The organism is Bradyrhizobium yuanmingense (genome assembly GCF_029167105.1).
Classification (GTDB): Bacteria; Pseudomonadota; Alphaproteobacteria; order Rhizobiales; family Xanthobacteraceae; genus Bradyrhizobium; species Bradyrhizobium yuanmingense_A.
The window spans coordinates 110,092-124,912 of the sequence record NZ_JARFML010000016.1 but is presented as its reverse complement, the minus strand read 5'-3'; the positions used below and the strand labels follow the sequence as shown (position 1 = coordinate 124,912).

The window sequence follows — 14,821 nt, the reverse complement described above, 5'->3', positions numbered from 1 at the left end:
CCTGAAGGCTTTGAGACGTGCAATTCTTCGGATCAGCCCTGCTGCTGGTCGGTCGGCGGCGGGGTCGGACGCGTCTTGTGCTGCGCCATGAACTGATCGAACTCTTCCTTGTCCTTGGCGTGACGCAGGCGGTCGAGGAAGTTCTTGAACTCGACCTGCTCTTCCTCGAGCCGGCGCAGCGTCTCACTGCGATACTCGTCGAAGGCGCGGTTGCCGGAGGACGGCGGGCCGAAGCCAAAACCGAAGCCGCGGCGCTCCATGCGGTCGCGCATGCGATCCATCTTGTACTGCATCTTTTCCATCTTGTTCTGCCAGCGATCCTGATTGCTCCAGCACGACATTCTTCTGCTCCCAAGTGTGAAAAAGAGAAGGGCAAGTCCGATCGGCCACCAGATGATGAAGCCGAGAATGGTCACGGCGATCCAGCCGGGATGCCAGGGCGTGTCCAGCATGCGGGGGCGCTCGTAATATTGCTGTTGGTTCGACGGGCCGCGCCAGCGATTGACATCAGCGGTGTAGGCCATTTCCCTTCTCCATCACGGCACCAGCGCCGTTGTGAATGTAAATAACATTTACATAGCTAGACCATCCCGCGATTTTGTCAAGCTGGCAGCAAGACACGCCCGCGTGATTATTTGCGCAATCTTATTTCGGCTTACCCCAGGGGCTGCCGGGCGGCAGGCCCGAACCGGAGGGAGCCTCCGGCGGCACCGGCGGCGGCTCGGCGCCCTTGCCTGTGGGACGGCGGTCGGTCGGGAAGCCGAGGCCGCGCAGATAGATCAGCACCTCGGCCTCCAGCAGCTCGTCCGGCGACATCGGCAGCTTGCGGCGCGCGGCATCGCCGCGGGAAAACAGCGAGGCCACGCCGTGTGCCATCGACCAGATGTGCAAGGCCATCATCATCGCCGGCGGCCGCGGCGTGCCCGGCGGCGTCAGGGCCGCGAGCCGCTCGGCTGCGGCGCGAATAATGTTGAATGCGCGTTCGCTGGCGGCCTGAAGCGCAGGATTGGCATCCACCGGCACGCCCGATTCGAACATCGCGTTGTAGAAGGCCGGCTCCGCGCGGGCGAAAGCGAGATAGGCCTTGCCGACGCGTTCGAAGGCGGTGACCGTGTCGGGCCGCCCGTCGTCCCAGGCCGCCGACAGGCGCGCCTCGAACTGCTCGAAACCGCGCTGGGCGATCGAGGACAGCAGCTCGTCACGGTCGCGGAAATGCCGGTAGGGCGCGGCCGCACTGACCCCGGCCATGCGCGCGGCATCGGCGAAGGTGAAGCCGGCCGCCCCCTTCTCGGCGATCAGCCCGAGGGCCGCCTGCAACAGGGCTTCCTTCAGATTGCCGTGGTGATAGCCGCGCTCGGCGCGGCGCTGCTCCTTGCGCCAGCTCATGTGAACGAGCTTTACATGAGCCGGGCGTGAAGGTCACTAGCGGGAATCGCTCGTGATTAACCCCGTATTCTCCGCAGTCATTCCGGGCGGCTCATAGAGCCGAACTACGGTGCGCGCCTGCGCACCTGAGAATGTCGAGATTCCGGGTTCGGTCCTGCGGACCGCCCCGGAATGACGGCCCACTTGGCCGCCCGGATACCTATCCGCTCAGGGCTACATCTCCGGAATCGGCAGCACGGGCATGACTTCGATCGCCTCGCCCGGAAAGATCGCAAAATGCGGATGGTTCTCAAACAGCTTTGCAGCGTCCTCCTGCGAGGCGGCGCGCACCACCGTGAAACCGGTCAGCGCGTTGCTGACCTCGGTGATGCCGCTCCCGTCGATCCTGTGGGTCTTGCCGAGCGGCCCGCCCATCTCGACGATCACGGATTTGTGCTTCTCGACCCAGCCGTGCCAGGCGGCCATGCCCTCCTGCTCCTTCGCCTTCCGCTCGGCCTCGGGCAGCGCGCGCCACGCCGCCATTTTCGATCCGCTCGTGCTGCCGAGATAGATGGCGAGAAATTTGTGTCCGGTGCTCATTGATTTTCTCCTTCAGGTTGCTTGGGAAATCGTGCAGCGGCTGTTTCGTTTATGTCTTCAGGTCGCCAAACCCGGCGACGATCTCTTGCACTTCGGGCGAGTAGTCGGCCATCTCCTGCACCTGGCGGACCTCGATGATCTCGTTGGCTGAAGCGGGACATTTCTTGGCCCAGGCGATCGCCTCGGCGCGCGAGGCGACCTCGATCATCCAATAGCCGCCCAGGACTTCCTTGGCTTCCGCGAAGGGCCCGTCGGTGACGATGGGCTGGCCGGTCGCAAACGAGACGCGCGCCCCGGTCGACGGCGGGTGCAGCCCATCGAGCGTGATCAGCACGCCTGCGTCCTTCAGCGCCTCGTTGTAGCGCATCATCGCGGCGACGCGCTCGGGATCGAGTTGCACCTCCGGCGGCGCGTTCTCGTAGCCGAGCGGGATCATCAGCATCATGAATCGCATGGGATTTCCTCGCTGTCTCAGTCGCTCCGATATGTCCTGCGGGCGGAAACGGCTGGCCCGCGCTCACCTCCAAGACGAACGGCGTTCTGCCGGGCCGACAGCGGGACAGAAATTATTATTTCGAGCCCGCAGAGCGCAGCCGCGGCTGGCGCATTCTGGGCCGCATCGGGCTCGATCGGCTCGGCGAGGCCTTTCATGCCGGAACGAAAGCGCAGTAAAAGGGGCCGGCGCTCTCGCACGCCGCTCCCGGACGCAGGACAGACTAGCCAATGCCGCAAGCCCCGCAAAAAGTCGCCCTCGTCACCGGTGCCGCCCGCGGCATCGGGCTTGCGACCGCGAAGAAATTCTTGGCCGAGGGCTGGCGCGTGGCCCTGCTCGACATCGAGCACGAACTGCTCGGCCGCGCGGTCGCGGACATCGGCCAGAGCGAGGCGACGCTGGCGCTGACCTGCGATGTCGCCGACGCGGCCGCAGTCAGCACCGCAATGACGACGATCGCGCGGCGGTTCGGCCGGCTGGACGCGCTGGTCAACAATGCCGGCATCGCGGTGTTCGCGCCGCTGATGGAGACGTCGGATGCCGACTGGCGCCGCGTGCTCGAGGTCAACCTCACCGGACCGTTCCTCTGCACCAAGGCGGCGGTGCCCCTGATGCGCGACGGTGGTGGCGGCGCCATCGTCAACATCACCTCGATCTCGGCCGTGCGCGCTTCGACGCTGCGCTCGGCCTACGGCACCAGCAAAGCAGGCCTTGCACACCTCACCAAGCAGCTCGCGGTCGAGCTCGCCTCCCTCAACATCCGCGTCAACGCGGTCGCACCGGGGCCGGTCGACACCGCGATGGCGAAGCAGGTTCACACCAAGGAGATCCGCGCCGACTATCACGACGCCATTCCGCTCAACCGCTACGGCCTGGAAGAGGAACTCGCGGAAGCGATCTATTTCCTGTGCTCGAGCCGTGCGAGCTACATCACCGGCCAAATTTTGGCCGTGGACGGCGGCTTCGATGCGGCGGGCATCGGCCTGCCGACGCTGCGCGGGCAAAGGCGCAACTGGTAGAATCTTGTAGGGTGGGTTACGCCAACGGAATGCGCCTCGCGCATCCGTCGGCTAACCCACCCTACGAAAGCGAGTTGGTGGAGAGTTCATGCAACGCATCACCTTCCTCAAAGCCCTGATGCTTGCATCCGCGCTGCTCGCCGCCGCGCCCGCGGCGGCCGAGATCCGCATCATCCAGTCCCCGGGCGGACAGGTCGGGCCGTTCCTCGATCTGTTCGAAAAGGTCCGCGACAGTGGCGAGCGCGTGGTGATCGACGGCCCCTGCCTGTCCGCCTGCACGCTGGTGCTGAGCATCGTGCCGGGCGAGCGTATCTGCGTCACCAAGCGCGCCGTGCTCGGCTTCCATGCCGCACGCTCGGTTGACCGGCGCGGCCGCTTCTATGCCGAGCCGGAAGCATCGGTCGCGGTGCTTGCCGCCTATCCCGGCCCGGTGCGCGACTGGATCAGCCGACGTGGCGGTCTGACCTCGCGGTTGCTGCTGTTGAAGGGCCGCGATCTCGCCGCGATCTATCCGCGTTGCCGCTGATACAGCCGGCAGCCGCCAACCGCTTTCAAAACAGCGTCTGGATCACTGGCGCCAGCTTCGCGCTAGCGCAAATGAGCATTCCCCAAAGAGCAAAGTTGATCTGTAGCGCCGCCGCCATCGGTCGCTCCTTCCGCGTGACGTCCATCCCAAGTTTGTAGCTTTTATGACTCACCAATAACGATTCTGACGTGCAGAGCACAGCCCAATCTTGCGCCAATTGTTGTGCGATGCAGCTCGCTTCACGAAGCGGCCTCACTGCGTCCGCAAAGTGATGCGAAAGCACGACTCATATTCGGCCATGCCGGCAAGCTTGTTTTGCCTTGAGTTCCATTGACCCGACGGTGCGCGTGTCTCACGCAGATTCTGCGCGCCTCTTATGGAGGCAAAAGCCCGGCATGATTCGACACGGCTTGATCGTGCTCACTTTTTGCACAGCGCTGATCGGATGCGCAGAGGCGCCAGCGCAAGAACGCCGCGCCATTGCATGGGATGGCCTCGGCAAGGATCCGAACCGTCCGCATGTGGCCAAGCGGCGCGTCACGACCGGCGCGCCGGCTGCAAGTGATCCCAATCAGGAGCGCGAAAAAGTGCTCGGCACATTGCGCCCCTATTCCGAGGCGTGGTGGGCGGTCCAGGACGAGATACAGGCGGAGAACGACAGGAAGCTCGGCGCCAAGCTCGTGATCTGTCCTCGCTGCGTGGAATCGTCGCCGCCGCCCGAGGACGTCACCGGATCCATCCGGTGAGAAAACAAACGGCCGATCGGCCCGTGACGTAGCGTACGTCCCCTCTCCCGCAGCATTGGAGAGAGGGGATCGCATGCGACGGTCGCGCCCGTCACATGCCCTCGGCCGGGCAATTCACCATCCAGGGAATGCCGAACTTGTCGACGCACATGCCGAAGCCCTTGGCCCAGAACGTCTTGCTGAAGGGCATGGTGACGCTGCCGCCGTCTGCAAGCGCGTTGAACTTGCGCTCGCCATCTGCAGGGTCCTTGACCGTAACCGAGATCGAGAAGCCCTGCGGCTTTTGAAAGTGCTCGGCCGGCGCGTCGGACGCCATCAGCACGCTGCCGTCGGGGAGCGACATGCGCGCATGCATGATCATCTTCTCGCGGCCGGGCGTGGCCGGAACCTCCGGCGGAGCATCCGATGCGCGCATCATTGCGTCGATCTTTCCGCCGAGAACCTTGGCGTAATAGTTGAACGCTGCTTCGCAATTGTCCTGGTAGAACAGATAGGGATTGAGCATCGTTTCTCTCCTCTTCGTTTGCGCGAAGCCTATTGCTTCTCGGTGAGCTTCTTCAGGCCGGCGAGACCCGCCTCGAAATCCTTGCCGATCATGCTGTCCATGTTGAAGAACACCTGCATCAGCTTGGACAGGAACGGGGCCGGACCGTACATCGCCCATGTGACCAGTGTGGCATCGCCTTGCGGCACAAAGGTGAACTCGGCGGTGTTGTGGCCTTCGAACGGCCGCTCGAAATCGAGCTTGATGCGGAGCTTGGTGGGCCCGGTCGCCTCCAGGATCTCCATATGGCCGGCGCCGACCTTGTTGTTGCCCTCCCAGGCATAGGTCGCACCCTTCCCCGCCGCGGTTCCGCCGAACGTCCGCTTCATGGCGGGATCGCGGGTCTCATAGGGCGACCAGGCGGTCCAGCGATGGAAATCGGCAACCAGCGGATAGATCGCAGCCGCCGGCGCGTTGACGGCGAGCGAGCGCTCCACACGGAGGGTATCGGGTTTCGTCAGGGCGAAGACGAGGACCGCGGCAAGGCCGGCGGCGAGAACGATGGCGATGACGGCAATGGCTTTCAGCATGGATGGCTCCCCTGGTACGGGATTAAGACGAAGGGGAACGGCACGGGCCGACATGAGACGGAATGTTTTTTGGTCGTCATGCCGGGGCGATCCGCAGGACCGAACCCGGAATCTCGAGATTCTCAGGTGCGCAAACTGCGCACCAGAGTTCACCCTTCGGGTGCCCCGGAATGACGCGTCCGGGGTCACTTCGCCTTGGCGCTTTCCTTTGCCTTCGGCTGGCTGTCCCGGATCAGGCGATCGAGATGCATGCGGATGTGGGCGGCTTCGGCCGAGGTGTTGGCGAGCGCGATGGCGCGGTCGAAGGCGACGCGGGCTTCGTCGTTGCGGCCGAGCTGCATCAGGAAAGCGCCGCGCACGCCGTAGAAATGAAAATAATTGGCGAGCTTCGGCGCCAGCGGCTCGATCAGCTCGAGCGCGGCCTGCGGCCCGCGTACCTTGGAGACCGCGACCGCCCGGTTGAGCGTCACCACTGGCGAGGGCTGCACCACTTCGAGCGCGCCGTAGAGCAGGTCGATCTCGGTCCAGTCGGTCTCCTCGGGCGTCGCCGCGCGCGCATGCAGTGCGGCGATCGCGGCCTGGATCTGGTAGGGCCCGCTGCGGCGGTGGCGCATCGCCTTGTCGATCAGCGCGAGGCCCTCCGCGATCATGGTGCCGTTCCACAACGAACGATCCTGATCGTCCAGCAGGATCAGCGACCCGTCCGCGGCAAAGCGCGCCGCGCTGCGCGCGTGCTGCAACAGGATCAGCGCGGTCAGGCCCATGATCTCCGGCTCGCTCGGAAACAGCCGCAGCAGCAGCCGCGCCAGCCGGATCGCCTCCTCGCACAGCGGCTTCCTGATCTCCGCGGTGTCACCGCTCGCCGAATAGCCTTCATTGAAGATCAGGTAGATCATCGCCGCGACGCCGGCGAGCCGTTCAGAGCGCTCGACCGCGCCCGGCGCCTCGAACGGCGTCCCGGCCTCGGCCACCTTTGCCTTGGCGCGCGTTATGCGCTGCTCCATCGCCGCTTCCGAGACCAGGAACGCGCGGGCGATCTGCTTCACCGTGAGGCCCGAGACGATGCGCAGCGCCAGCGCGATCTGCTGCGTCGCCGGCAGTCCGGGATGGCAGCAGATGAACATCAGCCGCAAGATGTCGTCGCGATAGTGCGAGCCGTCGAGCCGCTCGGCCAGCTCGCCTTCGGCGTCGTCGAGATCGGAGATCGCCTGGTCGTCCTCAGGCAGCGGCTGCTGCCTGCGCGCGCGTCGCACTTCGTCGATCGCAACGTTGCGGCCGACCATGATCAGCCAGGCCGCGGGATCGCGCGGCGGCCCATTCTGCGGCCAGGTCTTGAGCGCGCGCAGGCAGGCGTTCTGAAACGCCTCCTCGGCGGTGTCGAGATCGCGGAAATAGCGCAGCAGCGCGCCGACCGCCTGGGGGCGCGCCGAAGTCAGCGCAGTCTCGATCCAGGCGGTATCGGCCTCGCTCACGTCAGGTTTCCTCCGGGCCGGAACACGCCGACGGGACGCACCTCATAGGCGCCGCCGGGATTGGCGGCACCCAGCTCGCGTGCAACGTCGAGCGCGTCGTCGAGATTCTTGCAGTCGACGATGTAGAAGCCAAGCAGCTGCTCCTTGGTCTCGGCATAGGGGCCGTCGAGCACCAGCGGCGGATCCTCCTTGCGCAGCGTCGCCGCCGCGGTCGTCGGCAACAGCCGCGCCACCGGCCCGAGCCGACCCTGCCTGATGAGCTTCTCCTGCACCACGGTGAGCTTCTTCATCACGGCCTCGTCCTGCTCCTTGCTCCAGGAGCCGACGAAATCCTCATCGTGATAGCAAAGTATGGCGTAGAGCATGGGCGGCACTTCCCTCGTCTGTTCTGAAGACGCGCCAATATGCCCCGCGCCGACAGCGCTGCGGAAAAAATTTGCAAGAAAAATCCGGCAGATCGTGCCAAGGAGGGCTTTCTCGAGCGGAACCAAAGAGGCACTTCGAATGACTATGGGCACACTGGCCGTCCTGATCAACAGCACGCAGCAGAACTGGCTGCCGGAGCGGTGGAAGGCCCGCTTCGACGCGGTCTGCGGCAACCGCCGCGTGGTGCTGCTGCCGGACGCCGGGCTCGATCCGGCGGAAGTGCATTATGCGGCGGTATGGAAGCCGGTGCCGGGCGATCTCGGGGCGTTCCCCAATCTGCGGGCGATCTTCAACCTCGGCGCCGGCGTCGACGCGCTGATGGCCGACAAGAGCCTGCCCGAGGTGCCGCTGGTGCGCGTCGCCGTGCCCGATCTCACCAATCGCATGACCGAATATGTCGTGCTGCACGTTCTGATGCATCACCGCCAGGAGCTTTACCTCCGGCAATCGCAGCGCGAGAAGCGCTGGGAGCCCAGATATCAGTGGGCGGCGAGCGCGATCACGGTCGGCGTCATGGGGCTGGGCACGCTCGGCGCCGATGCGGCCGACGTGCTGCGGCGGCTCGGCTTCCGCGTCGCCGGCTGGAGCCGCAGCCCGCGCACGATCGAAGGCGTTGAATGCTTCCATGGCGCCGCCGGAATGGACGCGTTCCTGCGCAAGACCGATCTCCTAGTCTGCCTGCTGCCGCTGACATCAGACACGCACGGCATCCTCAACCGCGAGGTCTTCAAAAAGCTCAATCGCACCAGCCCGCTCGGCGCGCCGGTGCTGATCAATGCCGGCCGTGGCGGCCTGCAGAACGAGGCCGATATTCTCGCCTGCCTCGACGACGGCACGCTCGGCGCCGCCTCGCTCGACGTCTTCGTGCAGGAGCCGCAGCCGAAGGACAGCCGGTTCTGGACCCACCCCAAGGTGGTGTTGACGCCGCACAATGCCGCCGACACCGACGCGGATGCGATCTCGGCCTATGTCGCCGAGCAGATCACCCGGTTCGAGGCGGGCGGCGCGCTGGAGAACGTGGTCGACCGCGCAAGGGGGTATTGAGGGTTCGCTTGCGGCCTAGCTCTTGGCGCCCACCATCACGTCGATCGCCCCCTTCACGATCGCCTCCAGCTCCTTGCGCGGCACGCGGGCGCGGGAGCGGATGGCGATGGTGTGGATGGTGGCCGATGCGATCTGCGCCAGCGCGAACGGATCGGCGCTCTCCGGCAGCTCGCCTTTCTCCTTGGCGCGGCGGAAGCAACTGGCAAACCCCTTGTCGAGCCCGGTGAGGCCGTCCAGCACCATGGCGCGGATCTCGGGATCGCCGACCGCCTCGGAGACCGCGGTGACGACCGTGAAGCAACCGCGCGGCCCGGTGTCGCCGGACAGATAGATGTCAAGCGCGGCTGCGTAGATGCGCTCCAGCCGCTGGCGCAGCGGCATCTCCTCGCGGAAGATCGCGACCATCGCCGCGCTCGCCTCGTCGCGATAGCGCTGGTAGCTCCTGATGTAGAGCTCGCGCTTGTCGCCGAAGGCGCCGTAGAGGCTCGGCCGATTCATGCCGGTTGCTGCGCTGAGATCGTCGAGCGAGGTGGCCGCGAAACCCTGCTTGCGGAACAGATCGAGCGCCTTGCCGAGCGCAACATCGGGCTCGTAGGCGCGCGGACGGCCGCGGCGCTTAGGCCCGCCGCGACGCTCGGGCTCGCCGCGGCGCTCGGGCTGATTGGCAGCAGCTGGCGGCTTCGATTTTTGTACCATTTCGCAAGATAATCCTTGACCGCACCCATATTATGCAAGATGGTACAATAATCAATCTGGCCAGGTTGAGCGACATCCCAAGAGAGGAATTGCCCAAGGAGGCTACAGATGGATCTCTATTTTTCGCCGCTTGCCTGCTCGATGGCGACACGCGTCGCGCTGTATGAAGCGGGCGCCGAGGCGAACTACCTCGAAGTCGATCCGCCGACCAAGAAGGTGCTGAACGACGGCTCCGACTTCCGCACCGTGAATCCGATCGGACTCGTGCCGACGCTGCGCACCGACGAGGGCATGGTGCTGACCGAGAACGCCGCGATCCTGCAATATGTCGCGGACCGTTTCCCGCAAGCCGGCCTCGGCGCGAGCGCCGGCATCGAACGCACCCGGCTGCATCAATGGCTCTGCTTCATCGGCACCGAGCTGCACAAGGGTCTGTTCATCCCCATGCTCGACCGCAAGGCGCCGCAGGAAGCGAAGACCTATGCCCTGGAGAAGAACCTGTCGCGGCTCGACTATCTCGACAATTACCTGAAAGGGCGCGAGTTCCTGCTCGACCATTTCAGCGTGGCCGATGCCTATCTCGTCACGGTCATCAACTGGACCATGGCGACGCCGCCGATCGAGCTTGCGAAATGGCCGAACCTGAAGGCGTATCACGAGCGGCTGCGTCAGCGACCTTCGATTGCCAAGGCGATCGCGGAGGAGTTCGAGCTGTACAAGGCCGAGCTCGCGCGGAAGAAGGCCGCAGCCTGAGGCCGCACGCGAGCTCCGTATTCGCGCGGCAGCGCGCTATCTCGGCGCCTGCAGCGCGATGCCATAGCGACGGTAGATCCGGTCGATCGTGCCGTCGCTGCGCAGCCGTTCCACGGCGGCGTCGATAGCTTCGCGCAACGCGTCGTCCGGGCGGACCATGCCGACGCCGACATTCCAGTTCAGATCGGCCGTGCTCTCGTCGCGATCGAGGATCCGGAGCGGATTGTCCGGATGGGTCAGATTGAAATAACTGGCGGCGGTGGGCGTGACCGCGGCGGCATCGATCTCGCGGTTCGACACCGCCTCCAGACTGTCGCTCTCGAAGCCGAAGGTCGATATCGGCACGCGCCGCTGAGCGATGATCATGGCTGCGATCGATCCAACCTGCACGCCCACCTTGGTCGACTCGTTGAGGCTGGCGAAGGACGTGAGCGTGCTGGATGACGGCACGGCGAGCGCGACGCCTGTGCGATAATACGGTTTGGAGATTCTCAGGCGGGTTTCGCCTTGCGCTTCGCGATCGGCGATGACGTCCAGAAGAATGTCGCAGCCGGCGCTGCGCATCTGGTACTGCGTGATGATCCAATCGAGCCTCAACGAGACACCGAGCTCGCGTGCCAGCACCCGACCGAGTTCGACCTGGAAGCCGGGCGGATCGCCGGTCTTGTGCGCGAAGGGCAGCGAATTGGGATGTGCGCAGAGCCCGATCACGCCGCTGGATCGGATCGCCTCCAAGGGTCGCGCCGCCGCCTGCCCCGACAGGACGATGGCGGCAGCGACGATGACCGGGACAAATGCCTTCATTCCGCGCTCCCTGCGGTTCAACCGTCGCGCGGTTTCAGGGCGCGGATGTACTTGACCATCTGGTCGATCTGGGCGTCGGTAAAGGCACCGTCGAACGCCGGCATCGCCCCTTGCTTGCCGAGCTTGATGCGATTGCGGATATAGTCGTCGTCGCGCGGCGAATTCATCAGTTGCGGCCCCTTGCCCGGGGCCCGGCCGCCGTCGGAGTGACAGAAGCCGCAAGTCCCCGCGAACACCTGCTCGACCTCGAACGCCGCGTTCTCCGGCGCGGGTGTGGCGGATTGCGCCTGGGCCATCGCTGCCCACAGCAACGAGGCGCCCAGCCCCGCCAAAATCGTCTTGCAAGGCAGTCTCAACAGCTACGCTCCATTCCTGAGTCACGCGGCCGCGACATCGATCGAGGAGCGGGCTTGCGCCCGCTCCATGATCAGAACATCTGCGGCAGACTATTTCAGGCTGAAGACGACCAAGGCGCCATCGTCGCGCGGCATGCTCTTGTAGACGCCGCCGAAGTTCGGCGCATATTCGTCCGCCAGCATCCCGCCGAAGCCTGCCGTCACGGCGATATATTGCTTGCCGCCGACGGAGTAGCTGACGATGCCGCCCTGATGGCCGGTGCCGTTGTTGTGCCTCCATAGCTCGGCGCCGGTTTCGGCATCATAGGCGTGCAGCACGCCACGCGAATCAGGCACGAAGACGAGGTTGCCCGCGGTCGACAGCACGCTTCCGAGCGGCGGCTCGGGATAGCGAACCTCCCATTTCTTCGCGCCCGTGATGGGATCGCGCGCGTCGAGATGTCCGTAGATCTCGCCACCCGGAGGAGGCACCATCTTGAAATCGGCACCGATGTTGAGCTGGACCTGCGGCGTGGTGACCGGCGTCGTCTTCTGGATATCCAGCGTCATGCACCATTCCTGTCCGATCTTGTAATAGAGACCGGTCTTGGGGCTGTAGGAGCCGGCGTTCCAGCTGATGCCGCCGCCGATGAACGGACACAGCGGCGGTTCGGTGACCTTGCCGACCGGGAAATCGCGGCGACCGATCAGGGCGCCGGTCTTGGGATCGATATCCTTGACGAAGTTGATGTTCTCGACCAGGCGCCAGACGTTCTTCACTTTGAGATTGCGGTCGTAGACGAAGACGAAGCCGCCCTTGTTCGGATGGACCACGTATTTCTGGCCGTCACGCTCGAGCATCACGAATTCGCCGACCGAGCTGTCGAAGTCCCAGGCATCGTGCGGCAGTTCCTGATGGTAGAATTTCAGCTTGCCGGTATCGATGTCGAGCCCGATCACCGAACTCGTGTAGAGGTTGTCGCCGGGACGCGCGCCCTGGGTCTTGTAGTCCGGACCCGACCAATCGTAGAGCGGCGCCGGGTTCGCAGTGCCCCACAGGATGGTGTTGGTCTCGGAATCGTAGGTGCCCGGCATCCAGCCGCCGCCACCGCCGGTGCGCCAGGACTCGTTGCCCCAGGTCTTCATGGCCTCTTCGGTGCCTGCGACCGTGAGGAACTCCCACTTCTTCTTTCCGGTCGCGGCATCGAGCGCGAAGATCGGGCCGCGGCCCGGCCATTCGCCGCCTTGCGCGCCGATGATCACGCTGCCCTTGGCGTAAAGCGGCGCGCCGGTGAAGCCGACCGTCAGCTTCTGCGAGTCGATCAGCCTGGTTTCCCAGAGAACCTTTCCGGTCTTGGCGTCCAGCCCGAAGACACGCCCATCCATCGTTCCGACGAAGACCTTGCCTTCGCCGAGAGCGACGCCGCGATTGTAAGGCGAGTGGGTCTGCCGGCTGATCAGCGCCTCATCCAGCTCCGGAAAGAACGACCAGATGACCTCGCCGCTGGCCCCGTTCAGCGCGAAGACGCGGCTGTAAGAGCCCGAATAGTACAGCACGCCGTCGGCGACGAGCGGCATCGACTGCAGGCCGCGCGTCGATCGCCCAGGAATGTGCATCCACGCCACGCTCAGATTGCCGACATTGCTCGAATTGATCTGCGCAAGCGGGCTGTAGTGATGGGATTTGTACGAACCGTGATAGGTGAGCCAATCGTTCTGGCCGGCGGCCTCGATACGGGCCGTATCCACGGACTGAGCCAATGCCGCCGTCGCTGCAAACGTCGCAACGACGACGACAGGCAAGACCGAGCTGAGCCATTGCTTCCTCATTTGCACTTCCTCCCGCTCTTGTGTTTGTTGATTGCGTCTCGTGAACGCGGCTTGCGAGGGGTATTTGCTGTTCAGTGTGCGTCGATCGTCCTCTATCGGACCGAATCGTCAACAGACGTCCCCTCCTCGGCGCATCGCGCCCAGGAGCCACGTTCACCGGAGTGGTTGCTGTTGTACTTCTGCTTGCCGTCACACTCTACGACGGATCACAGGGCGTGCAAATATGGAATGCGCGCCGAAGTCGATTCGATGTAGGGCGACTTGAAACGGCAGCGGCGCTGACCGTTTTTGCTTTCGATCCGCCGATCCCGGAACAAGTCGTCTTATCCGTAAAGCACTTTCGGCAGAATCGTGACGATGCCCGGCCACAGCGTCAGCAGCAGCACGAATCCGATCATGATCATGAGATACGGCATCGTGACGCGGGCGATATAGCCGAGACCGTCGTCGGTCAGCCCCTGGATGACGAACAGGTTGAAGCCGACCGGCGGCGTGATCTGCGCCATCTCCACGGCGAGCACAAGGAAGACGCCGAACCAGACCTCGTCGAAGCCTGCTCCCTTCACGATCGGCAGCACGATCGGCAGCGTCATCACGATCATCGAGAAGCCGTCGAGGAAACAGCCGAGCACGAGATAGAAGACGATCAGCACCACGATCAGCATGAAGGGCGACAGGCCGAGGCCCTTGACGAACGCGGCCACCGCCTGCGGGATGCCGAGGAAGGCCGCGGCATTGCCGAGGATCGAGGCCCCCAGCACGATCAGCGCGATCATCGAGCAAGTGACGACCGAGCCGATCAGCACGTCGCGGATCACCTGTTGCGACATTGCGCCTTGCGCCCAGGCAACCAGGCCAGCGCCGAGCACGCCGACCGCGGCGGCCTCCGAGGGCGTTGCGAGCCCGCCATACATCGAGCCGAGCACGCATGCGATCAGGAACAGCGCCGGCGCGAGATCCTTCAGTGCTGCAAAGCGCTCGCTCCACGGCACCTGCGAAAGCTTGGCTTCCGCCTCCGGCACCATCGCGGGCTTGAGGCGCGTATGCAGCATCACCCAGGCCATGAAGGTCACGGCCAGCAGGAAGCCCGGCAGCACGCCCGCCGTGAACAGCTTCAGGATCGAGACGTCGCCGAGCACGCCGTAGATGATCATGATGTTGGAGGGCGGGATCAGGAAGCCGAGCGTGCCGGCGCCGGCGAGCGAGCCGATCGCGATGTCGCGGGAATAACCGCGGCGCAACAGCTCGTTGAGCGACATGCGGCCGATCACTTGCGTCGTCGCCGCCGACGAGCCCGAGATCGCCGCGAAGATGGTGCAGCCGATCACGTTGACATGCAGCAGGCGGCCGGGCAGCAGCCCGGCCCAGGGCGCCAATCCCTGAAACAGCGAGCGCGACAGGCGGGTGCGGAAAAGCAACTCGCCCATCAAGATGAACAGCGGCAGCGCCAGCAGCTCCTGCGTGGTCAGGATGTTCCAGGCGTATTGCGGCAGCAGTTTGTCGAGCGGGACCGAACGGAACATCGCGAGCAGCAGCGTCGCGGTCAGCGCAAGCGTGAGGCCGATCCAGACGCCGCAAGCCAGCAGCACAAACAGGATCGCGAACAGGGCGACGACTTCGATGGTCATGCGATCTCGG

General features: G+C 64.7%; 18 protein-coding genes. 5 read left to right on the top strand and 13 right to left on the bottom strand.

Features of this window, described 5'->3' with window-relative positions; genetic code table 11:
• Positions 1 to 32: 32 nt before the first annotated feature.
• The 4 genes from P0R31_RS21950 to P0R31_RS21935 all read right to left on the bottom strand — a co-directional run bounded on the left by P0R31_RS21950 (position 33) and on the right by P0R31_RS21935 (position 2,419).
• On the bottom strand, positions 33 to 524 hold the full coding sequence (locus P0R31_RS21950; RefSeq protein ID WP_036041312.1) for a DUF2852 domain-containing protein: 492 nt from the start codon (positions 522 to 524) through the stop codon (positions 33 to 35).
• Positions 525 to 645: 121 nt separating this feature from the next.
• Positions 646 to 1,386, bottom strand: coding sequence for a TetR/AcrR family transcriptional regulator (locus tag P0R31_RS21945; protein ID WP_275516231.1), 741 nt, complete (start codon positions 1,384 to 1,386; stop codon positions 646 to 648).
• Positions 1,387 to 1,599: 213 nt separating this feature from the next.
• Positions 1,600 to 1,965 (bottom strand): YciI family protein, encoded by a 366-nt coding sequence (locus P0R31_RS21940; RefSeq protein ID WP_275516229.1) that lies wholly within the window; start codon positions 1,963 to 1,965, stop codon positions 1,600 to 1,602.
• Positions 1,966 to 2,014: 49 nt separating this feature from the next.
• On the bottom strand, positions 2,015 to 2,419 hold the full coding sequence (locus P0R31_RS21935) for a YciI family protein (protein ID WP_225126608.1): 405 nt from the start codon (positions 2,417 to 2,419) through the stop codon (positions 2,015 to 2,017).
• A 269-nt stretch (positions 2,420 to 2,688) separates the two neighbouring features.
• On the opposite strand from P0R31_RS21935, the gene P0R31_RS21930 reads away from it, so the two are divergent.
• From P0R31_RS21930 to P0R31_RS21920, 3 genes are all read left to right on the top strand, one after another.
• The gene (locus P0R31_RS21930; RefSeq protein ID WP_275516227.1) at positions 2,689 to 3,477 is read left to right on the top strand and encodes an SDR family NAD(P)-dependent oxidoreductase; all 789 of its coding nucleotides are present in this window, start codon (positions 2,689 to 2,691) and stop codon (positions 3,475 to 3,477) included.
• A gap of 88 nt (positions 3,478 to 3,565) precedes the next feature.
• A complete protein-coding gene (locus P0R31_RS21925) occupies positions 3,566 to 4,003 on the top strand; it encodes a hypothetical protein (RefSeq protein ID WP_035998510.1) in 438 nt (145 codons plus the stop codon).
• A 395-nt stretch (positions 4,004 to 4,398) separates the two neighbouring features.
• Positions 4,399 to 4,749: a hypothetical protein gene (locus tag P0R31_RS21920; protein ID WP_036041329.1), complete on the top strand. Its 351-nt coding sequence runs from the start codon at positions 4,399 to 4,401 to the stop codon at positions 4,747 to 4,749.
• A gap of 91 nt (positions 4,750 to 4,840) precedes the next feature.
• On the opposite strand, the gene P0R31_RS21915 is transcribed toward P0R31_RS21920, so the two are convergent.
• From P0R31_RS21915 to P0R31_RS21900, 4 genes are all read right to left on the bottom strand, one after another.
• On the bottom strand, positions 4,841 to 5,254 hold the full coding sequence (locus tag P0R31_RS21915; RefSeq protein WP_275516224.1) for a VOC family protein: 414 nt from the start codon (positions 5,252 to 5,254) through the stop codon (positions 4,841 to 4,843).
• 29 nt (positions 5,255 to 5,283) lie between these two features.
• Positions 5,284 to 5,823, bottom strand: a complete 540-nt coding sequence (locus tag P0R31_RS21910) for an SRPBCC family protein (protein WP_275516223.1) — start codon at positions 5,821 to 5,823, stop codon at positions 5,284 to 5,286.
• A gap of 185 nt (positions 5,824 to 6,008) precedes the next feature.
• Positions 6,009 to 7,295 (bottom strand): RNA polymerase sigma factor, encoded by a 1,287-nt coding sequence (locus tag P0R31_RS21905; RefSeq protein WP_275516222.1) that lies wholly within the window; start codon positions 7,293 to 7,295, stop codon positions 6,009 to 6,011.
• Positions 7,292 to 7,660, bottom strand: a complete 369-nt coding sequence (locus tag P0R31_RS21900) for a YciI family protein (RefSeq protein ID WP_275516221.1) — start codon at positions 7,658 to 7,660, stop codon at positions 7,292 to 7,294. The genes P0R31_RS21905 and P0R31_RS21900 overlap by 4 nt, the downstream gene beginning before the upstream one ends.
• Positions 7,661 to 7,799: 139 nt before the next feature.
• On the opposite strand from P0R31_RS21900, the gene P0R31_RS21895 reads away from it, so the two are divergent.
• Positions 7,800 to 8,765 (top strand): 2-hydroxyacid dehydrogenase, encoded by a 966-nt coding sequence (locus P0R31_RS21895; protein ID WP_275516219.1) that lies wholly within the window; start codon positions 7,800 to 7,802, stop codon positions 8,763 to 8,765.
• 15 nt (positions 8,766 to 8,780) lie between these two features.
• Here P0R31_RS21895 and P0R31_RS21890 read toward each other — a convergent pair whose 3' ends face one another.
• Positions 8,781 to 9,461 carry a TetR/AcrR family transcriptional regulator gene (locus tag P0R31_RS21890; RefSeq protein WP_275516218.1) on the bottom strand — a complete coding sequence of 227 codons (681 nt, stop codon included), beginning with the start codon at positions 9,459 to 9,461 and terminating at the stop codon, positions 8,781 to 8,783.
• Positions 9,462 to 9,569: 108 nt separating this feature from the next.
• Between P0R31_RS21890 and P0R31_RS21885 the strand changes: the two genes are divergently transcribed.
• Positions 9,570 to 10,214 carry a glutathione binding-like protein gene (locus P0R31_RS21885; protein WP_275516217.1) on the top strand — a complete coding sequence of 215 codons (645 nt, stop codon included), beginning with the start codon at positions 9,570 to 9,572 and terminating at the stop codon, positions 10,212 to 10,214.
• A gap of 36 nt (positions 10,215 to 10,250) precedes the next feature.
• On the opposite strand, the gene P0R31_RS21880 is transcribed toward P0R31_RS21885, so the two are convergent.
• From P0R31_RS21880 to P0R31_RS21865, 4 genes are all read right to left on the bottom strand, one after another.
• Entirely contained in the window at positions 10,251 to 11,018 is a 768-nt protein-coding gene (locus tag P0R31_RS21880; protein WP_275516215.1) for a substrate-binding periplasmic protein, read from the bottom strand.
• Between the two features lie 17 nt (positions 11,019 to 11,035).
• Positions 11,036 to 11,350 carry a c-type cytochrome gene (locus P0R31_RS21875; RefSeq protein WP_275516214.1) on the bottom strand — a complete coding sequence of 105 codons (315 nt, stop codon included), beginning with the start codon at positions 11,348 to 11,350 and terminating at the stop codon, positions 11,036 to 11,038.
• 114 nt (positions 11,351 to 11,464) lie between these two features.
• Positions 11,465 to 13,183: a pyrroloquinoline quinone-dependent dehydrogenase gene (locus P0R31_RS21870; RefSeq protein ID WP_275516212.1), complete on the bottom strand. Its 1,719-nt coding sequence runs from the start codon at positions 13,181 to 13,183 to the stop codon at positions 11,465 to 11,467.
• A 323-nt stretch (positions 13,184 to 13,506) separates the two neighbouring features.
• Complete coding sequence (locus tag P0R31_RS21865; protein WP_275516211.1) at positions 13,507 to 14,811, bottom strand: TRAP transporter large permease; 1,305 nt, start codon at positions 14,809 to 14,811, stop codon at positions 13,507 to 13,509.
• Positions 14,812 to 14,821: the final 10 nt, after the last annotated feature.